We start from the raw sequence: 20,798 nt of genomic DNA, 5'->3' as shown, positions 1-20,798 counted from the left end.
TGTCAGCTTGAAAAGAAAAAACGAATAGCTATCAGTAATAAATTTCAGCTGTAAAGAAAAAATACTTTACAGACTCCTTAGAATTTGCTATAGTATAGCAATGTGAATAAAAGATTGAAAAAATAAAAGCACAAGGAGGAATTTTATTCATGGCAGTTAAATTACGCTTAAAACGTATGGGATCAAAACGTAACCCATTTTACCGTATCGTCGCAGCTGATGCGCGTTCACCACGTGACGGACGTATCATCGAAAAGATTGGTACCTATAACCCAACTACCCAACCAGAAGAAGTTGTTTTAGATGAAGAACTTGCTTTAAAATGGTTAGGAAACGGTGCTCAACCTACTGATACTGTTCGTAACATTCTTTCTCGTCAAGGAATTATGCAAAAACATCACGAAGCTAAGCATAATAAATAAAGATAGGTGAATTGCATGCCGGACATTGAAAATTTACTAATGACTATTATTCAACCTTTAGTGTCTTATCCTGAAGACATTCAACTCGAAGTGAGTGATGGGGATGAATTCTTAGAATACCATTTAATGGTACATCCCGATGACGTTGGACGTGTCATTGGTAAGCGCGGACGCGTAGCGAATGCTATTCGCACAATTTTATATAGTGTACGCGTAAAAGGTCATCGTCGGGTTCGGTTAACAATTGACCGTATCGATGAAGACCAATAAGATGATTGGTATTAGTAAGATTATCAGTTAAACTAGGATTATATCCTAGTTTTTTTCTTAGGCATTAAGCAGACTTGATAAGGAGATACGATGAGTCAAGAATTTTACCGTGTGGGAAAGATTGTCAATACCCAAGGGCTAAAGGGAGAAGTCCGGGTCATTGCGACCACTGACTTTCCCGACAAACGTTTTCAACCAGGAAGCCAACTAGTCATCTTTGACCATAAGAATAAAGAAGCTGAAGTCGAAGTTAATAGTCATCGCCAGCATAAAAATTTTCATATTCTTAGTTTTAAAGGCATGCCGTCAATTAATGATGTGGAAGGCTTTAAGGGGATGGAAGTGATGGTTGCAGCTGAAAATCGACAAAGTGATGATTTAGCTGAAGGCGAGTTCTTCTATGATCAAATCATCGGTTTAGCGGTTTATGACCTAGCGGGTAAGCTACTAGGCAAGGTCAAAGCCATCACCCAATTGGGCCCCAATGATGTTTGGACTATCCAGCGCAGTCAGCCGGGCAAGAAGGACGTCCTGATTCCCTATATTGATGACGTGGTCAAAACGATCGATTTAGAAGAGAAAAAAATAGTTATCGATGCACTTGAAGGATTGATTGACGATGAAGGTTAATATTTTAAGTCTATTTCCAGATATGTTTACTGGCCCTATGAACCAGTCCATTATTGGTAAGGCCCAGGAAAAAGGTCTAGTCGATATTGAAGTCACTGACTTTCGTCAATTTGCCAATAATAAGCATGGCCATGTCGATGACTATCCCTTTGGTGGGGGAGCGGGCATGCTGCTGCAAGTGGGGCCAATTTATCGGGCCCTGGAGGCCATTGATCCCCTTTTAGTGAGCGAGGATTTATCCCAGCGGCCAGCTAGCCGGGTGATTTTAATGGATCCTGCTGGACAGCGGTTTAACCAAGCCAAGGCGGAAGAACTGGCCCAAGAAGACCAGCTAATCTTTATCTGTGGTCATTATGAAGGCTATGATGAACGGATCAGAAACTATGTCACCGATGAAATTTCCATTGGTGACTTTGTCTTAACCGGTGGTGAGTTAGGGGCCATGACAGTGATCGATGCCACGGTGCGCTTGTTGGATGAGGCAGTAGGCAATAATGAGTCAGTGGAAGTGGAATCCTTTTCGACAGGCTTATTGGAATATCCCCAATATACCCGACCACGGTCATTTATGGGCATGGATGTTCCGGATGTCCTCGTCAGTGGCGACCATCAAAAAATAGCCGATTGGAAGGGCAAGGAAGCTATTCGGCGCACTTACCTTAGACGTCCAGATCTCTTAGACCAAGCTGAGCTAACTGATCAAGAAAAGCAGTGGTTACTAGAGATCCAAGCAGAAAATCCAAAATAAGCCTTTACACAGGACTTGAATTTTGGTATCATTTTACGAGTGAGGTTATTTCACAAATTTAAACAATATTCCGCTGTCGCTATGGAACATGAATATCTGTTGGAAAAGGAGAATTATCATGAGTCATAACCCAAAGTTAATCGATGAAATTGTTTCCGAACAATTACGCAGCGATATTCCAGATTTCCGTCCCGGAGATACCGTTCGTGTACACGCACGTGTTGTTGAAGGTGAACGTGAACGTATCCAAATTTTTGAAGGCGTTGTTTTAGCACGTAAAGGCCAAGGCATCAGCGAAACCTTCACTGTTCGTAAAGTCTCAAACGGTGTTGGTGTTGAACGTATCTGGCCAGTACATACTCCTCGAGTAGCTAAAATTGAAGTGATCCGTCAAGGTAAAGTACGTCGTGCGAAACTTTACTACTTACGTGACCGTCACGGTAAAGCAGCTCGTATTGCTGAACGTCGTCGCAAAAAATAAGCGATTTAAAAACTGTGTCTAAGACACAGTTTTTTTAATTGTCTGATAATTAGGAAAAAGGAGGAATAGACCGTGGAAGCTATCTATTTAGAAAACTGTCAGGTAGGCCTAACATTCAAAAGCCGTAGCTATCATTTGTCTGAAGAAGAAGCCATCAGTTTTGCAGAAAAATATGATCCCCAACCTTTCCACTTGGATAAAAGCGCCGCTGAAAACAGCTTCTTTAAGCAACTTTGCGCTAGTGGCTGGTTGGTGACTGCCATTATGATGAAATTAATGGTTGAAAGTATTCCTTTTAAACATGGGGATATTGGTGCCGGAGTGACCCTCAATTGGACTAAACCCGTCTACCCCGGCGACGACCTGCATATCGAAGGCGAAATTACTGATTTTAAACCCTCTAAAAGTAAGTCAGATCGGGGCATTGCCTATGTGTTTGTAAAAGTCATCAACCAAGAAAATGATGTCGTCTTAGAAAATGAATCGAAGGTGGTTGTTTTTTCTAAGGATAAAAATTTTAGTCAATAGGGAGAGTGAGATCGCTCTCTTTTTTACCTAGAAAGTCAATTAAAGTCAGTCATATATATTGACTAATTTTGATTAAAGGCTTATACTATAAACGTAGGATGAAAGAGATCCTAATAGTAAGATAATCAAAATAACTAAGAAAGGTGATCATTTTATGAAAATGTATACAGTAACTGCAGAAGTTAACAGTGATAAATATGGTAAAGGTACCCTAGTTGCAGAACTTAATGAACAAGATTTCATCAAATATGCTAACCTTTCAGACCAAGATAAATTAGCCTTCTTAAAGGATAAGGGCGCTCAATTCCAAGTCGATGTCAATGAATTAGAAGATGATGATGTGGTTTCTTATAAGGTTGAAGAATCTGCAGGCGCTAGCCATCCGGCTCAAGCTAAAAGTTCAAAACCTCAAGTCACCCGCAAGATGCGGATGAACATTAATGGTCAAGACACCGGCTGGGTGGATGTTACTGATGAAACCCAAGCCCAATATGACCAATTAATGGATCACTTTAACCAAATGCACCAACGCTTCAATGATGAATTCAGTCGTTTCTTTACCGACTTTAGACCAGGTCATTTCCTTGATTTCGGTACCCCCTTCCTAGAAGATGGGAAGAAATCCGGCAAGGAAGATAAGGACTCTCAAGCCGATGGTGAAGGGCAAGGAGAAAAACAAGTTAAATAAAGTTGACTCGTTAAGCTATTATCCTCTTAAAAAATAAAATCCATACAAGGACTGGGAAAGCCAACCAGTCCTTTTTTCGTGTGCTTGACCAGGGTCACAAAGAAACGCTTTTATGGTCAATTAAGGTCATGCTTCTACCATGCCACTGTAAAATACTATATTGTTTTTTGTTGTAAAATTCATCCTTGATTTATCAGCCTTTTTAAACTTTTTCTAATTAATTTCCTTGATAAGGGTGACAAATTTAGGCCAAAGTTTTAAAGTAGGAATGTGAAATGGAACAATAAATTGTTTCTTTTTGCCATCTTTGTAAGCGCTTAAGATGTTGCTGATGTTATCACTGGTTTTCATGTGAATACAGGAGGAATGAAGATGAGTCAATCGACCACTCAATTACACATTTTGTTAAGTCGCAAAGTTAGCAAAGGCGCGCTTTCTTTAGCCTTTGGGATGACTATGCTTTTTGCTTCTCAAGAAGCTGTACTAGCAGCTGAAATTGATCAAGTTGAAAGTAATCAAACAGCAGAACAATCATTGGTTATCCCAGAGCAGCAAGGCCAAGACCATGATGCTGTATTAGAAGAATCACAAACAATTGAGAGTGAAGCAGAAACTGAAACGGCTCTGCCTGAAGCAGAAATTAAAGATCTTGAGGAAGAACTTGCTGAAAAAGCAGCTGAAGCTCCTCTAGAATATCAGGAAGAAGTTTCTCCTGCGGAAAGTGAAGAGCTTGGTCAGCATGAAGAAGTTAGTGAGCCAAAAGCGCTTAGTCCAGAAAGGTCAACTAATAAGGAAGAGTCTTCTCAAGTAGAAGATAGCGAAAAAGATCTTGGTAAAACATCTCAGAAAGCAGAAAAAGATGAAAGAGAAGAAACAGAAGAAACAGAAGCAATCGATGAAGAGGCCACTGGTAAAGACAAGCAAGCAGTAAAGGTCGAAAAAGTTGACGATGATTATAAACAAGTCAACCAGGAAAAAGGCCTTGCTAGTGAAGAAGAAGCGATTGACTTTGCCGCTTTAGAAAACTTTGCTAAGGAAAATCCCGCAGGCTTCAATAAAGTTCTCTCGGTTGCTATTGCAGTATCGGTTCAAGACGAAGACCGTGCGACTAGCGAAGAGGTTTTAAAGACCTTAGGCGAAGTTCTCGTTGATAACGAATTAAACCATGAATTATTAGTCGAATTGTCTAAATTTGTTATCCGCTATGGCGAATTAGGTCCTGATGAAAGTGACGTTCACCACATTGTGGAAGGCCAACCTAGTGTTAGTCGGGCGTCTGGCTTTTCCTTCTATGCTGCTGGAGAAGACAAACCTGCTGTTAGCTTCGAAGACTTTGAAAAATTAGTGGCTAAAGTAACTGGAACAACGGATAGCGTCCTTAGCCTATTAGAAAACTTACAAAAAGGGGAACGGCCTGCTGCTGGCATCGGAGCGATCATGGATTCGATCCTACCCGTTAACTTAAACTTTACTAAGATTGGTGAATTGATCCAACGTATTGCTGAACTTAAAGCCGAAGCGGTTCGTCATGATGTCTATCTCTCAACAGAAGTGGTCGGTGCCATTGCTGAATTAATTCCTTCTGAAGTGACTTTCAATGGGACACCTGTGAACTATGTTTTAGACAAATTAGGGCAAATGGCTTTGGATATTGGTCGTAGCGTTGCAGACGGTATGGTTCTTAGTTACCACCCAGGCAGCTTCTATAACCCAAATACTATCCGTTTACGCGCTCAAGTCTTGCGCAAGGGTGCCGAATTAATTAAAACAGCAACCAGTGAATGGCGGATGAAACCACAAATCGTTCACTCTAAAGCTGGTCTAGAAATTACCCACGCCTTCATGTCTGTTGTCGATCCTTTCTCAACGGCAGAACGTTTGACTAAACGTTTAAATGAATTAGAAGCCTTAGAAGTCTTCGGTAATGCTTACCGGAATATCACCCCTAAAGACATTGCCACGACTTATATTAAGGAAAAATTGGACAAGGCTATCTGGGACACCCGCTTCAAACGTGACGAATACATTCTATCTAAAGTACCATTTGACGTTTACCACAAGCTAAACAAGGCTATTACTCGTGCGGTTGGGGTTCAATTATATTCAGAAACCCGCGTTTACCAAATTGATGATGCGGTTGCTGAACTCCAGGCAGCATACGGGGATGCTCTTGCTTACTTAGAAAGCATCCCAGCTGACCAACAAATTGCTCCAAATGCCCTTAAACGTGAATTGAAAGATCTCATTTGGAACACCCGCTTTGAACGTGATGGGTCAATCTTAGGGAATGTGCCAACGGAAGTTTACACGGCCCTCAATGCCACATTAACTAAGGCTGTTGGCCTCCAATTAGACCTTCACGCTAAAACAGTCGATGTACAAGCCGCAATGGAAGAAATTAAGGCTCAATTAGGTGAAGCCCGTGAAATTGCACAAGCGACGTTGAATGCCCGTGCTTCTAAAGAAAGAAAACTTGAACTCCGTGACTTGATCGGTGAAGTTCGCAGCATCCGCGATAGCGAATTACTGGGCAAGGTTTCTTTCAATGCCTACAATCATCTAAATCAAGTAATCACCAAGGCTGTAGGAACTCGTCTCAACTTGAAAGCAAGCAATGCAGAAGTTGATGAAGCGGCTAACGCTCTGCACCAAGCCCTTGCTTCAGCCCGCGCTGAATTGGCTTAATATCTAAGCTTATGATGAGGGATTTTGTCCCAAGCGATTTGCTTTTAGGCTAAATTGTATTGATGTGAATTTTAATTAACAAGAGAGTGTGACAAAAGTCAAAAGAGCCCTGAAGAGCTACGCATACTATATCTGTAACTCGCTTGCGCTTCGAACAGCTATAGCAACTGGAACAAACTATGGAAGATAAGCGCAAGCCTATCGCACATAGTTCGAAGTCGGGTTCGACTTGGCAGACTTGGAGTGATTTCACAAGTCAGAAACAAGCGAATACTTCGCTTTTATTCTGACTTGTTCCAATCATCCAAGCCTCGGTACCAAGTCTCACACCCTGAATGAAGTGGATGTCAGGGCTGACTTTTGGAATACGTTTTGATTAGATAGTTCGTATTTTGAAAAGAGTCTGAGACCTTTGTCCCAGACTCTTTTTTTGTACGGATAGTTGATCCGAGAAAGCTTGCTGACTAACCCTTGAAAATTGGATGCGAAATTGAAATAATAAGGACAATCAATGAAGAGGTGGTAAAATGAACTACTATGCTTTGAAATATTTTAAAGCGGTGGCTGAGATAGGCAATATGACCAGTGCCGCGGAAGAATTAAATGTATCTCAACCAGCCATTAGCCGGGCTATTAAACAGTTAGAAGAAGACTTAGGGGTCGATTTATTTATTCGTCAAGGCCGTAGTATTCATTTAAACCACTATGGGGAGACTTTTTTAACTTACTTGGACCATTCTTTTAGCGCCTTAAGTGAAGGTAAGCGGGTGGTTAGGGAAATTTCCGGTTTAGAACATGGTGAAATTGTCATTGGCGTTACCCTTCCCCATGTCTTCCCTAACTTATTGAGTGACTTTCTCCACGATTATCCCAAGGTTCGGGTCAAGCAGTATGAAGCAGCGAGTGGCTTGATGCTCGAAAAATTGTTAAAAGATCAACTCGATTTTTGGATAGCTACCCATGAGATTAACCATGACCAAGTCGAGACCCTCCCTATAATCAGTGAAGAAATCTTTGTCACAGTGAGTCAGAAACACCCCTTGGCCCAGGCTAAGCAGGTTTTCTTAAGCGATTTAAAGGCGGAAAAATTTGTTGGCTCGAGTCAGGGTTATAGTTTTCGGGAGTTAACGGATGGTTTCTGTCAACAGGCCGGCTTTACACCTAATTATCAGATCGAATTAGAAGATGCCGCTGCGATCCATAAATTGGTTGAAGCCGGTTATGGGATTTCTTTTACCCCTAAAATTTCCCTCTTATCCAGTCAAGAAAAGATAATCCCACTTAGGGTCGCCGATTATTCCATCCAGCGGACGATCAGCCTGGTCTATAAGAAAGACCATTATTTCTCCCAAGCCGCTAAAGCTTTTTTTGATTTTTCTAGGGATTACCTCCGCGGCTTTGCCTAACAGAATATCTAGCACTCAAATATCTCCTCCAAGTCATACTTATAGACTTGGGGGATTTTTTAAAAAAGGCTATAAATTTGACAATTTTATTAAACAGGACAGGCCGTAGAGAGCGTCTCCTTTTTGTTGCCTAGGAAAATAAACAAAATATCTGACTAATCTTGACTAAATTTATTGATCAATACTGACCAATATGTTATAATAGTCAATGTAAAGGTTAAAAAATACCTTTAAAATGAATGAATCAAAGGAGCGAAGAGAATGAATAATATGGAAATGACAAGAAGTTTACAAGAAGCTCTTGCAAATGCGCAACAAATTGCGATGACAGGACATCATCAAGAAATCTCGATTCCGCATCTCTTCAAAGCATTAGTACAACCTGGACAATTTGCTTATAATTTTTATCATCAAATGAATATTCCAATGGACGAACTCGATAGGGAACTTGACCGTGAACTGGATAATATTGCTGTAGTGAATGGCAGCAATGTTCAATACGGACAAAATATTTCACGTTCCCTAGCAGAATTATTGCAAACCGCTCAAGAAGAGGCCCAAGGATTCCAAGATGAATACTTGTCTACTGAAATTTTATTACTAAGTATTTTTAAATTGAACTATCTCGACCTCACTAAATGGTTAAAAACTTATACCAATTATGACCAAGTGAAGGACAAAATCAAAGACTTGAGAAAGGGTGATCGCGTGACCTCACAAAACGCTGAAGAAAATTATGATTCCCTAGAAAAATATGGTAGCGACTTAACCGCGATTGCTAGAGAAGGTAAAATGGATCCTATCATTGGCCGCGATGATGAAATTCGTGATGTTATTCGGATCCTCTCTAGAAAGACCAAGAATAATCCTGTCCTCATTGGGGAACCGGGTGTTGGTAAGACCGCGATTGTAGAAGGCTTGGCTCAAAGAATTGTAAAAGGTGACGTGCCAAGTAACCTGCGCGATAAGACCATCTTTTCCCTCGATATGGGTTCCCTATTAGCCGGAGCTAAGTACCGGGGAGAATTTGAAGAACGTCTAAAAGCGGTGCTTAACGAAATTAAGAAATCAGACGGAGAAATCATCCTCTTTATTGATGAAATCCACACCATTGTGGGTGCGGGCAAGGCAGAAGGGGCTATGGATGCTGGTAACCTCTTAAAACCTATGTTAGCTCGTGGTGAACTACATTGTATTGGGGCCACTACTCTAGATGAATACCGGGAATACATGGAAACTGATAAGGCTTTAGAGCGTCGTTTCCAAAAGGTCCTCGTTAATGAGCCAACTGTCGAAGATACCATCTCGATCTTACGTGGTTTGAGAGAAAGTTTTGAAAACCACCACCACGTTAAAATCCATGACCAAGCCTTGGTTACCGCAGCTGAATTATCTGACCGTTACATTACAGACCGCTACCTTCCTGATAAGGCGATTGACCTAGTCGATGAGGCCAGTGCTGAAATTCGGGTGGAAATGAACTCCATGCCGACGGAACTCGACCAACAACGGCGCCGTCAATTGCAATTAGAAATTGAAGAAGAAGCCTTAAAAGAGGAAGATGATCCCGCTTCTAAGGAACGTTTAGAAGAGTTGCAAAAGGAATTGGCTGAAGTCCGTGAAAAGACTAACCAACTGACCTTGGAATGGGAAGACGAAAAAGCCTCCCTCAGTCATATCCAAGATAAACGCCAAGAAATTGACGATGCTAAACGGCAACTTGAAATCGCGCAAAATAATTATGACTTAGAAAAAGCGGCTCAATTGCAACATGGGACTCTACCTAAGTTGGCTAAAGAATTAGAAGATATGGAAGAAAAATACGAAGCTGAAGCCAGCGGTAAACCGAGTCTGGTCCAAGAATCGGTAACCGAGGACCAAATTGAAGAAGTAGTTTCTCGCCAAACTGGTATTCCAGTGACTAAGTTAGCCCAAAATGAACGGGAAAAATTACTTGATCTCGCTGACCGCTTACATGTACGGGTGATCGGCCAAGACCAAGCCGTTAACAGCGTAACGGATACGGTTCTGCGTTCCCGGGCAGGTATCCAAGATCCTAACCGGCCATTAGGTTCCTTCCTCTTCTTAGGGCCAACCGGGGTAGGTAAGACGGAATTAGCTAAGGCTTTAGCGGAACAAGTCTTTGACTCTGAAGATAACATGATCCGTATCGATATGAGTGAATACATGGAGAAAGCCAATGTGTCGCGTTTAGTAGGGGCTTCACCTGGTTACATCGGTTATGAAGAAGGGGGACAATTAACTGAAGCAGTCCGCCGTCACCCCTATTCCGTTGTTCTTCTGGATGAAATTGAAAAAGCCCATAGTGATGTGTACAACATCCTCCTCCAAATCCTTGACGATGGTCGTTTGACAGATGGTCAAGGTCGGACCGTGGACTTTAAGAATACCATCATTATTATGACCAGTAACATCGGATCTGACTTACTCTTAGAAGATGCTAAAGATGGGAATACTTCAGAAATATCTACCGAGGCGCGAGACAAGGTCAAAGAACGTCTCTATGGTTATTTCAAACCTGAATTTCTTAACCGGATTGACGATATTATCCTCTTTACGCCATTGTCACAAGACAATATGCATGGGATTGTTGCCAAGATGCTGGCCGGACTCAATAAACGTCTCAAAGACCAACACATTCAATTGCACTTTAGTGATGAATTAATTGATTGGATTGCTGAGACGGCCTATGAACCAGAATTTGGTGCCCGTCCGCTTCGTCGCTTTATCACCAATGAAGTGGAAACGCCATTGGCTCGCGCTATTATCGCCGGAGATGTCGCTGCTGGCCAAGAGGTTGAAGTGGACTATGACAAGGATCAAGACCGGGCCAGTTTTGAAAAAATCAAAGACGCTTAAGCGAATGAATACCGATTGATAGAAGAAAATAATGACTTAAGGGCTGTGACCAGAGTCGCAGCCTTTTTTATTAACTACTAACTATTAAGATTATCTAGTAAAGACAATTTCCTTTTTCACTGGCCTAGTCCTAGTTAAATGCTGAAATCTTTGCTAAAATAGTCTTGTTCATTATTTTTTCTTAGCTAGAAAGGTGTAGGAAATGCCAGCACTTACTTATGAATTAATCAAAACGGAAAAGCACACGGGTGCTCGCTTAGGGCGGGTGACCACGCCGCATGGGTCATTTGAAACACCTATTTTCATGCCAGTCGGAACCCTAGCCACAGTCAAGGGACTGTCTCCTGAAGAGTTGAAGGGCTTGGGAGCAGAAATCATTCTTTCCAATACCTACCATTTGTGGTTACGTCCGGGAGATGATATCGTTAAAGAAGCTGGCGGTCTGCACCAATTTATGAATTGGGACCGTCCTATCTTGACTGATTCTGGCGGTTTTCAGGTCTTCTCACTAACCAAGATCCGCCGCCTAGAAGAGGAAGGGGTCTATTTTAGAAGTCACCTGAACGGCCACCGACTCTTCTTAAGTCCTGAAAAAGCGATTTCCATTGAAAATAACTTAGGGGCAGACATTATTATGAGTTTGGACGAATGTCCGCCATTTGATGCTTCCTATGATTATATGAAGAATAGTATTAATCGCACGACCCGCTGGGCTGAACGGGGCTTAGCGGCCCACCAGCGTCCGGAAGACCAAGCCCTGTTTGGAATTATCCAGGGGGGTGGCTATAAGGACTTAAGACTCCAGCATGCCCAGGATTTAATTAATCTCGATTTTCCAGGTTATTCTATTGGTGGTTTATCAGTAGGAGAGTCTAAGAATGAAATGTATGCAGTCCTTGACTACCTGACACCAGTTATGCCTAGCCATAAACCCCGTTACCTGATGGGCGTGGGTAGTCCAGATGCTTTAATTGAAGGAGCCATTCGCGGGATAGATATGTTTGACTGTGTCCTTGCGACCCGGATTGCCCGTAATGGGACCTGTATGACCAGTCAGGGCCGCTTAGTGGTTAAGAACGCCACCTTTAAACGTGATTTTAGACCCTTAGATGAAGCGTGTTCCTGTTATACCTGTCAAAACTATAGCCGGGCCTATATCAGACACTTGACCCACACTAATGAGATCCTAGGGGCGCGGTTGACCAGTATTCATAACTTGCACTTCCTGACCGATCTTATGGCCAATGTTCGTCAAGCCATTCGTGACGATAACTTGCTTGATTTCAAGGCAGACTTCTTTGAACGCTATGGCCTTAATAAGAAAAATCCTAAGAATTTTTAGTATAATTGAGTCAATAAATAGATGGAGGTTTATAAATTATGGTAAGTATTTTATTATATATTGTGATTATTGGTGCGATGATGTATTTCTTAATGATTCGTCCTGCCAAGAAGCAACAAGAACAAAAGCAACAAATGATGGATAGCCTAACTGTTGGCGACGAAGTGGTGATGGTTTCAGGTTTACACGGGGTAGTCTCTGAAATTGACCAAGATAATAATACCGTAACTCTCGACGTTGAGGGCGTTCTCCTAGTTTTTGAACGTATGAGTGTGGCTCAAATTAAAGGCCATCAAGCGGGTACTGGTCAAACTCCGACTGAGGAAGAAGATATTCAAGCGGACAGTAATGATGATGAAACTGTTGATGTGGTGACTACCGATGAAGATACGATCCTAATCAAGGATGAGGATGAGCAATAATTGTGAAGAAGACGAACAATAGCTTATCCAAATGGCAAAGTTTATTAATTCAGCCGCTTTGTCAAAAGAAGGCGCGTGAGTTTAAACGAGCGGGTTATCCAAAAATCAGTCGTCATGATGTCGAAAAATATTTTACTGACTTTGCTTGGAAACACCAATTGCCAGCTTCTTACCAGGAACGTAAGCAAGCCATTAAGCAGCTGTCGATTAATCAATATTTTGATTACTTGCAATTGGAGGCAACGGTCTATGATGTTCCTTCATTAGACCACATCGATATCCAAAGTCTATTGTGATGCTTAAACAGGTTGGGTGAGAGCTCAGCCTTTTTATTTTGGCTTGGAAGAGCGCCATCATGAAAGCAGGGACCGAATTTATGCTATGATAATTTTATTAAGGAGACGAGGAGGTGACTTATGCGTCGCATTGGTGTTTTAGAATTTAGGGAGCCTAAAATCGATCCTTCTAGAAAAATTCTTCACGTAGATATGGATGCCTTCTACGCTTCAATTGAACAACGTGACCATCCCTACCTACGGGGTAAACCGGTCATCATAGCCCAGCATCCTAAAGAAAACAGTGGTAAGGGTGTAGTGGCAACGGCGAGCTATGAAGCACGAAAATTTGGCGTGCATTCTGCCATGAGTGCTAGTGAAGCCTACCGCTTATGCCCCCAGGCTTACTTTGTTAAGGGCAATAAGGACTATTACCGCAAAGTCGGTGAAGAGGTCCGCGATGTCTTCCGTGAATATACTGATATTATTGAACCTCTCTCAATCGACGAGGCTTTTCTGGATGTGACTAACAACCACTACCAACTCCTCTATGCCATGGACGTGGCTGAGCGGATTCAAAAGGATATCTATCATAAACTAGGCCTTACCTGTAGTATTGGGGTATCCTATAATAAATTTATCGCAAAATTAGCCTCAGATTTTCATAAACCTGATGGCATGACCATCATTACTCCAAAACGGGCGCTTGCCTTTTTAGAAGAGCTTCCCATTGAAAAGTTTTACGGTATTGGTAAGCGCACCAGTGAAAAAATGCATGAGTTAAATATTTATAAGGGAAAAGATCTCAAGCAATTGTCCCAAGAGGATTGTATTAATTATTTCGGTAAGGCGGGTATTGTCCTATATGAGCGGGTTAGGGGAGTGGATGACCGTCCCGTTAAAGCACGGACTAGTCGTAAGTCGAATGGCACGGAAACGACCCTATATCCCTTTCTTTACCATGATGATCAAGTTAATAATGTCTTAAGACACCTCGCTCAAAAGGTAGCCAATAGCTTGCAAGACAAAAATATTCAAGGGCAAACAGTGACTTTGAAATTCCGCTATGGCAATTTTGAAACTACCACCCGCCAACGGGCCTTGAAAGATCCGATTAACTCTTATGATGATATTTATTTCCATGCCCAAGACTTGTGGGAACAATATGGTGATGCCAGTCAAGGGGTTCGATTACTAGGTATAACCTTGAGTGATTTAATAACCGTGGATTTTGAAAATATTCGACTACCCTTGTATTAGTGAACGAAGAGGAAGAAAAATGACTACTAAGCATGAACAAGTAATTCAATATATTAAAGACCTCCCCGTCGACCACAGCATTTCGGTCAGGAGTCTAGCTCGCAACCTGGACGTGTCCCAAGGGACCGCCTACCGGGGGATTAAGGAGGCGGAGAACCGCGGCCTCGTTCAAACCATAGACCGGGTAGGGACAGTTCGGGTTGAAGAGGCGGAAAGTCCTAAATACCAAGCCATGTCAGTAGGAGAAGTCGTCTCTTTAACCAATGCCAAGGTCTTTGGCGGTGAACAGGGACTGGACTATATGATCCGTGACTTTATTATTGGAGCCATGAAGGTCTCTTCGATTGCTAGCTATTTGAAACCCAACCTCCTGATGATCACGGGAAACCGGGATAATGTCCAAGAACTGGCCTTATCCCACGATGTTCCTGTTATTATTTCTGGGGGCTTTAGCCCGAGTCAAAGGATGGTCGACTTGGCTAACCAACGCCAAATTCCTTTGCTTGGCGTGAGCTTTGACTCTTATTCGACGGTTAAGATTATTAATAAGGTCCTGGTTGAGCGAGCAATTCAACAAAATATTGTCCTGGTCGAAGATATTTATGTCCCCTTAGACCGGGTCAAGTTCCTCTTCCAAGACGACAAGGTGAGCCGCTACCGGCAGTTGAATGAAGAGAGTAACCATACGCGTTTTCCTGTCCTCAATCATAACTATGAAGTGGTGGGGGTCATTGCCGCTAAGGATATTCTCGATGCTAATGCGGATACCCCCATTGTTGAAGTCATGACCCCTTCGCCCTTGGTAGCTAAATTAAAAATGAGTGTGGCCAGTATCACCCAACTCATGCTGTGGGATAATTTAGAAATGGCCCCTGTGGTCGATGACCAGGGCAAGTTAGTGGGAATTATGTCCCGGCAAGATGTCCTCTATACCATGCAGTTTAATGAAAATGCTGCCTACAAAGATTACCGCTTAGAGATTCTATTAAACGATAAGCTCAAACGTGCGGCCAGTGACCGGTCGGAATTATTTTATACCTTCCAAAGTGATGGGTCTTTTGCTAACCACCTGGGGACCCTATCGGAGAGTCTTCTAGCCACCCTGATCAATGTGGCAACTTGCCGGTATGTAAAAGACGCTATCGGGGAGTTAGCCATTATTGAATCAATGAATTACTATTACTTTGCCGCTGTTGACTGCGACAAATCCATTCAAATCTATCCTGAAATGCTTTACCATAGTAGACAAAATTGTAAGATAAGTATTAAAGTCTACTACCAGCAATTTAATATTGCCCAAGCCATTATATCCGTCAACTTATTTAGACAGTAATTAAGCCATATAGAAAGAGTGAAAACTTATGATTAGTGATATCATTCAAGCCATTAAAGACTATGAAACGATAATTATCCACCGCCATGTCAACCCAGACCCAGATGCCCTGGGATCACAAATGGGACTCAAGGCTGTCTTAGAAGCCACTTATCCTGAGAAAAATATTTATGCTGCTGGGGAAGATGAGCCGTCCTTGGCTAATTTTGGTCAAATGGATGATATCTCTGACGAACTTTACCCTGGGGCCTTAGTCATCATCAATGATACGGCCAACACCGAACGTATTGATGACCAACGTTATCAAAAAGCCAAAATGGTGATTAAAGTGGACCACCACCCTAACCATGATCCTTATGGGGATATCAACTATGTCCTGCCAGAGGCTAGTGCGGCCAGTGAAATTTGGGCGGATATTCTTTTGAGTCATCCGGAGAGTTTTACTATGACTGACCAGGGAGCGGAATATTTGTTCTTAGGCATCGTAGGCGATACTGGGCGTTTCTTATACGACAATACCTCAGTAAAAACCATGGTCATTGCCACCGAATTACGTAAATACGATTTCCCAGCCAGCGAACGCATGCAGGCATCCTTAACTGAAACCATGGGCCAAGCGCGCTTGAAGGGCTATGTTCTAGAAAACTTTAAACTAAGCGAAGATGGTTTGGTTAATGCGGTCTTTATTAGCCAAGAAGTCTTAAAGAAATTGGGAGTCACCGAGGCGGAATCCCATAATATTGTGCAAACACCGGGATCAATCCAAGGGGTGCTGGCCTGGGTAATCTTTGTTGAAAAGTCTGATGGCACCATGCGCTGTCGCATTCGCAGTAAGGGGCCAGCTATTAATGAAATTGCCCAAGCCCATGAAGGGGGCGGCCATGCCAAGGCGTCAGGCGCCAATGCCTATTCAAAGGAAGAGTGCCAAGAAATTGTGGCAGAATTGAACCAAGCCGCTAAAAATTATTTAAAAGAAAAAGACAATAAGGAATAGTTTTAGACTCACTTAAGGAAGTCTTTCTATTCCTTGAGCTAATCTTCCTAAAGCTGAATATTTTAAAAGAGGCTGCAAACTAATCTTGCAGCCTCTTTTTTAGAAATTGTGTGTGCAGTGTTTTCGTCCTTTCATGTGACTGTCGCACTCTTTTCAAACGTGTTCCAAGCGCAAGGCAAGCGTCCATTTCAAAAAAGGGAGCAGATTCTCTGTGAGAATCTTTACTCCCTTTTCTTCCAGTGGCCTTGCCTTCTAGCGCGCTTGTCACACTCTTCTCAAACGTGTTCCGGGTGCAGATCGATCTCCACTTCACTAAAGAGCAAAAAATTCTTTTCAAGAATTTTTGCTCTTTAGCTCCAGTGTTATCGATCTTTGACGCACCCGTCACACTCTATTCTAGTATTGTGGGTTGATCCAGCGGCGGCCGTCGCTTTCGATGAGATCTTTGGCAGCTTCGGGGCCCTTGGTCATGGCGGGATAGTTAGGGAAGCTTGGGGGATCGAGTTGTGACCAGGCATCCTTAATGGAGTCGGCGATCCGCCATTGTTCTTTGAGCTCGTCCCAGGTTGTAAATAGCATCTGATTACCAAGGAAGGCGTAGTAGATGAGAATTTCGTAGGATTCACTGGCCACCCGTGATTGGAGGATTTCCTTATCGGGTAGCATGCGCATGGTTTGCGGTTTAAAGCCACCTTTAAAGGCTTTTTGATTCATGGAGACTTCTAAGCCGTATTCAGGGGTAATCACAAAGGTCATCCGGTTAGGTGAATCGCAGGTCGACAAGTTATCCTTGAGGACCGCTTCAACTGTGGTATATTTTCCGCTGCTGAGGGCCTTACCCGTTCGGAAATAAAAGGGGGTTCCTTGCCAACGGTCATTGTTGATACGGAACTTACCAGCGACAAAGGTTTCGGTACTACTGTCTTCACTAACCCCTTCCAGGTCGCGATAGGCCGGCTCACTCCCATCTGCTGCTTGACCATATTGGCCCCGGACAATGTTCGTTTGGACACTTTCAAGGTCAAAGGAAGGGATTTCTCTTAAAAAGGCTTCTTTCTTAGGATGGAGGTCGTCTTGAGACCTGGGTAAGTCCATGCCTACAAAGGAGATAACTTGTAGGATATGGTTTTGGAACATATCTAAGAGGGCTCCAGTTTGGTCATAATAGCCCCCCCGACTACCAACTGGTAAATCTTCTGACAGGGTCACTTGGAAGTGGTCAATATAGTTGTGGTTCCAGATGGCTTCGAAAAAGGGATTATACTGGCGGGTTGCCCAAATATTTAGGACACTTTCCTTACCGACATAGTGGTCAATCCGGTAAATATCACTTTCTGCAAAGGAGATATTAAGGGCCTGATTGAGTGATTGGGCAGAAGCCAGGTCAACACCAAAGGGCTTTTCTAAAATTACCCGATGGTTACCAGGGATATCAATAATTCCGGTTTTCTTTAAGTGGTGTGAAGTGATCTCAAAGAGACTAGGGGCAATGGATAAGTAATAAAGAAAGTTCTTATCAGTTTGATATTGCTTTTGCAGGTCTAGGATTTTGTTCTTGAGTAGGATATAATCCTCTGTTTGTGAAGCATCATTTGAGATATAATAAAAATGCTTGGCAAATTCACCAGCCACTGCTCTCAAACTGTCATCCTTGGTGTAGTTAATAATTGATTCAACGATGATCTCATGATAATGTGCATCTGTCCAAGGACGACGAGAAGTGCCGATCAAGGCAAAACGTTGGCTTAGCCAGCCTTGTTGGTAGAGGTGAAATAAAGAGGGATATAATTTCCGTTGGGCAAGGTCACCGGATGCCCCAAAGAGGACAATGATTCCCGAAACTTGTTGGTCCATTGTGATAAGTCCTTTCATTTTTCATTTTCAGAGTGGTTTTATTATAGAATGTCTATCAGCTGAATGCAATCTGGCGAGCAGGTCTTTATAAACCCTAAATTATAACCACTAGTCGCCGGCTTGGCAAGCTGTATTTTAATCTAACAATCATCACTTAAGTCTTAAAAGCTAAAGGAGAATTTTATGTCATTTAAAGAATATCATTTCCAGCCTTTTATTGAGGCGGCCTTAGAGAAATTAGCCTTTAAAGAACCTACCCCGATTCAAAAGAAAGTTATTCCCGTTATTCAAGCAGGAAAAAGCCTAGTTGCCCAAAGTCAAACCGGATCAGGGAAGTCCCATGCTTTCTTGCTTCCCTTAATCGACCAATTAAAACCGGCTAATTTTACCCAATTAGTCATTACGGCACCGAGCCGGGAATTAGCCGACCAGTTGTATCAAACTGCCCAACAGCTTGTTGGTGATAGTGACTTTGATTTTCATATTGAAAGGGCCTATGGGGGGACCGATACCAAACGGCAAAAAGAACGCTTAGAAAATCAAGACCCACAAGTGGTGATTGGGACTCCGGGTCGCTTATTAGACTTAGTGACTGAAGGGTCGATCAATGTCCATAAAGTAGAACACTTTGTTGTGGATGAGGCGGATATGACTTTGGATATGGGCTTTTTGCATACGGTTGACCAAATCGCCAGTCGGATGCCCGATGATTTGAAGATTTACGTCTTTTCCGCCACGATCCCAGAGAAATTACGTCCCTTCCTTAGAAAGTACTTGGAACATCCAGAATGGATCCAAGTTGCCAATGAAAAGCTGATTTCCCCAACCATTACCAATATCTTACTCCCCTTAAGAGGCCGGTCCAAAGATGACCTGCTCAAGCAAGCCTTAACCATGGGGGAACCCTATTTGGTCCTTATTTTTGCAAATACTATTGAGGAAGTGGACCAACTCTATTTAAAACTCAAGCAGTGGGGGCTATCGGTAGCTAAGTTGCACGGCGATCTCGACAGTCGTGAACGGCGGCGGGTGATGCGTCAAATCCAACACCTTGATTATCAATATGTGGTAGCTACGGATCTAGCTGCCCGCGGGATTGATATTGAAGGGGTCTCCCATGTAGTCAACTACGATATTCCTAAAGAGTTAGAATTCTTTATCCACCGGGTAGGCCGTACGGGGCGGCAAGGAATGAAGGGCATTGCCTTGACCTTCTACCATCCTGACCAAGAAAAGGCGATTCGCTGGTTAGAAGATCGTGGGATTCACTTTGAGGTGAAAGACATTAAAAACGGTCAATGGGTCGAGGTCAAAGACCATAAGGAACGGCAGTTAAGAAAAGACCGCCACCAAGAGGAAACGGATCACGTTGTTAAGGGGATGATTAACCGTAATAAGAAAAGGAAAGTTAAACCCGGTTATAAGAAAAAACTCGACCGGCAAATTAAAGCATATAAACGAGACAAATATAATAAAAAACAAAGGCAAGCTGCTCGCCAAAAACGCAAGCAAAATAAAGAAAACAACCGTTAAAAAAATGCGCTCACAGGAGCGCATTTTTTAGTCATCATTTTTATTGGAATGGTCAGAGTCATCTTTTTGGTCTCGGTCAGTCTCTTCATCTTGTTTGTCTAAGTTTACCAAGTTCTTATCGTTTTTTACTTGATCTTTGTTGGCATCCCATTGCTTAGGGTCAATCTTTACCACTTTAATTTGTTTGGTAAAAGCCCAGATACGGATTAAAGCAGTAAAGAGGATGATGTAAAAGGAAAAGGTTACCTGGTAACCAAAGAGATGAACCAATTGGATAAGAACTAGAGGGAAGGTCATGGCCGTTAAGGCAAAATTATAGCGCTTGCCAAGGGTCAATTGCAATTTACGGGTAATGGCCATGGGTGCCATAAACAGGGCAATCACTAGGGCCAATAGACTTACCTGTAAGCTATTAAATAGGAAAATCCCTAAAAAGACTAAGAGATAAACCCAAGGCTGGAATTGTGTTAGGCTTTGGATGATTTGCTTTTGCCCTTGGCTATCTAAGTCCGTGCTAAAGTCAGCATAAGGAAAGCTTTGTTGCTGACCCATAAAGGAGAATGTGATATTTTTCGGGTTGGTATAAATGGTTAAGGCTGATGAATCGATTTTTTTTAGGTCTTCTTGACTGATTTGGTCTTTGGGGTTATAGACATAGTTTAAGAAATCAGTCTTATTGATAAAGGCCTGGTCCTTTTCACTGACTAATTGGTTATTTTCAATTGTAAAATCGGGTATGGATTGGATAATGCTGGCCCCATTGCCTCTTACCGTATGAAGTAGCTGGTAGCTGGGTTGGATAGCCGGTAGGGTCATCACTAGGCTCAATAATAAGATGTAGACTAATTTATGCTTCAAAGTCATATAAAAAGCCACAAGTGTATCTTTAAAGCGAAAGATACTATCAAAGAATAAACGTAAGGTTTTCAAAATTTTCCTCCTCATTAAACAGTCTTTGCATCAGTTTAGTATAGCAAAAAATTAACCGAGTCCGCTTAGAAAATCGCTTTTTTACTAATATTTAAAGACTCTCGCCTGGTTAAAAAG

At 42.4% G+C, this 20,798-nt stretch carries 19 protein-coding genes; 17 read left to right on the top strand and 2 right to left on the bottom strand.

The window, feature by feature from the left end:
* The first annotated feature begins 149 nt into the window (after nt 1–149).
* The 16 genes from rpsP to JFU01_RS02500 all read left to right on the top strand — a co-directional run bounded on the left by rpsP (nt 150) and on the right by JFU01_RS02500 (nt 16,364).
* Nucleotides 150–422 carry a 30S ribosomal protein S16 gene (rpsP, locus tag JFU01_RS02575; RefSeq protein ID WP_013668726.1) on the top strand — a complete coding sequence of 91 codons (273 nt, stop codon included), beginning with the start codon at nt 150–152 and terminating at the stop codon, nt 420–422.
* Nucleotides 423–437: 15 nt separating this feature from the next.
* Nucleotides 438–692 carry a KH domain-containing protein gene (locus tag JFU01_RS02570; protein WP_064293197.1) on the top strand — a complete coding sequence of 85 codons (255 nt, stop codon included), beginning with the start codon at nt 438–440 and terminating at the stop codon, nt 690–692.
* A gap of 90 nt (nt 693–782) precedes the next feature.
* Nucleotides 783–1,322 (top strand): ribosome maturation factor RimM, encoded by a 540-nt coding sequence (gene rimM / locus JFU01_RS02565; RefSeq protein WP_111821309.1) that lies wholly within the window; start codon nt 783–785, stop codon nt 1,320–1,322.
* Nucleotides 1,312–2,070 carry a tRNA (guanosine(37)-N1)-methyltransferase TrmD gene (trmD, locus tag JFU01_RS02560; RefSeq protein WP_195856592.1) on the top strand — a complete coding sequence of 253 codons (759 nt, stop codon included), beginning with the start codon at nt 1,312–1,314 and terminating at the stop codon, nt 2,068–2,070. The genes rimM and trmD overlap by 11 nt, the downstream gene beginning before the upstream one ends.
* Nucleotides 2,071–2,188: 118 nt before the next feature.
* Nucleotides 2,189–2,551: a 50S ribosomal protein L19 gene (rplS, locus tag JFU01_RS02555; RefSeq protein WP_013669011.1), complete on the top strand. Its 363-nt coding sequence runs from the start codon at nt 2,189–2,191 to the stop codon at nt 2,549–2,551.
* 72 nt (nt 2,552–2,623) lie between these two features.
* Nucleotides 2,624–3,079, top strand: a complete 456-nt coding sequence (locus tag JFU01_RS02550; protein WP_195856593.1) for a MaoC family dehydratase — start codon at nt 2,624–2,626, stop codon at nt 3,077–3,079.
* A gap of 154 nt (nt 3,080–3,233) precedes the next feature.
* Nucleotides 3,234–3,767 (top strand): hypothetical protein, encoded by a 534-nt coding sequence (locus JFU01_RS02545; protein ID WP_195856594.1) that lies wholly within the window; start codon nt 3,234–3,236, stop codon nt 3,765–3,767.
* Nucleotides 3,768–4,139: 372 nt separating this feature from the next.
* Nucleotides 4,140–6,452, top strand: a complete 2,313-nt coding sequence (locus tag JFU01_RS02540; protein ID WP_195856595.1) for a CAMP factor family pore-forming toxin — start codon at nt 4,140–4,142, stop codon at nt 6,450–6,452.
* Nucleotides 6,453–6,979: 527 nt separating this feature from the next.
* Nucleotides 6,980–7,858: a LysR family transcriptional regulator gene (locus JFU01_RS02535; protein ID WP_195856596.1), complete on the top strand. Its 879-nt coding sequence runs from the start codon at nt 6,980–6,982 to the stop codon at nt 7,856–7,858.
* A 261-nt stretch (nt 7,859–8,119) separates the two neighbouring features.
* A complete protein-coding gene (gene clpB, locus JFU01_RS02530) occupies nt 8,120–10,738 on the top strand; it encodes an ATP-dependent chaperone ClpB (protein ID WP_195856597.1) in 2,619 nt (872 codons plus the stop codon).
* Between the two features lie 202 nt (nt 10,739–10,940).
* On the top strand, nt 10,941–12,080 hold the full coding sequence (gene tgt, locus JFU01_RS02525) for a tRNA guanosine(34) transglycosylase Tgt (protein ID WP_195856598.1): 1,140 nt from the start codon (nt 10,941–10,943) through the stop codon (nt 12,078–12,080).
* A gap of 38 nt (nt 12,081–12,118) precedes the next feature.
* On the top strand, nt 12,119–12,502 hold the full coding sequence (yajC, locus tag JFU01_RS02520; RefSeq protein WP_195856599.1) for a preprotein translocase subunit YajC: 384 nt from the start codon (nt 12,119–12,121) through the stop codon (nt 12,500–12,502).
* Nucleotides 12,503–12,504: 2 nt separating this feature from the next.
* Nucleotides 12,505–12,798, top strand: coding sequence for a post-transcriptional regulator (locus JFU01_RS02515; protein ID WP_060777922.1), 294 nt, complete (start codon nt 12,505–12,507; stop codon nt 12,796–12,798).
* A gap of 120 nt (nt 12,799–12,918) precedes the next feature.
* Nucleotides 12,919–14,037 carry a DNA polymerase IV gene (gene dinB / locus JFU01_RS02510; RefSeq protein ID WP_195856600.1) on the top strand — a complete coding sequence of 373 codons (1,119 nt, stop codon included), beginning with the start codon at nt 12,919–12,921 and terminating at the stop codon, nt 14,035–14,037.
* Nucleotides 14,038–14,056: 19 nt separating this feature from the next.
* Nucleotides 14,057–15,370: a DRTGG domain-containing protein gene (locus JFU01_RS02505; RefSeq protein WP_195856601.1), complete on the top strand. Its 1,314-nt coding sequence runs from the start codon at nt 14,057–14,059 to the stop codon at nt 15,368–15,370.
* A 28-nt stretch (nt 15,371–15,398) separates the two neighbouring features.
* Nucleotides 15,399–16,364 (top strand): DHH family phosphoesterase, encoded by a 966-nt coding sequence (locus JFU01_RS02500; protein ID WP_195856602.1) that lies wholly within the window; start codon nt 15,399–15,401, stop codon nt 16,362–16,364.
* A gap of 396 nt (nt 16,365–16,760) precedes the next feature.
* Here JFU01_RS02500 and zwf read toward each other — a convergent pair whose 3' ends face one another.
* Complete coding sequence (gene zwf, locus JFU01_RS02495) at nt 16,761–18,218, bottom strand: glucose-6-phosphate dehydrogenase (protein ID WP_195856603.1); 1,458 nt, start codon at nt 18,216–18,218, stop codon at nt 16,761–16,763.
* Between the two features lie 183 nt (nt 18,219–18,401).
* Between zwf and JFU01_RS02490 the strand changes: the two genes are divergently transcribed.
* Nucleotides 18,402–19,751, top strand: coding sequence for a DEAD/DEAH box helicase (locus JFU01_RS02490; protein WP_195856604.1), 1,350 nt, complete (start codon nt 18,402–18,404; stop codon nt 19,749–19,751).
* Nucleotides 19,752–19,778: 27 nt separating this feature from the next.
* Here the strand turns inward: JFU01_RS02490 and JFU01_RS02485 are convergent, their stop codons facing one another.
* Nucleotides 19,779–20,681: a DUF1189 family protein gene (locus JFU01_RS02485; RefSeq protein WP_195856605.1), complete on the bottom strand. Its 903-nt coding sequence runs from the start codon at nt 20,679–20,681 to the stop codon at nt 19,779–19,781.
* Nucleotides 20,682–20,798: the final 117 nt, after the last annotated feature.

It is taken from the genome of Aerococcus sp. Group 2 (assembly GCF_905125285.1).
Lineage (GTDB): Bacteria > Bacillota > Bacilli > Lactobacillales > Aerococcaceae > Aerococcus > Aerococcus urinae_E.
The sequence above is the reverse complement of the archived record's forward strand: the minus strand, read 5'-3'. Positions and strand labels throughout refer to the sequence as shown.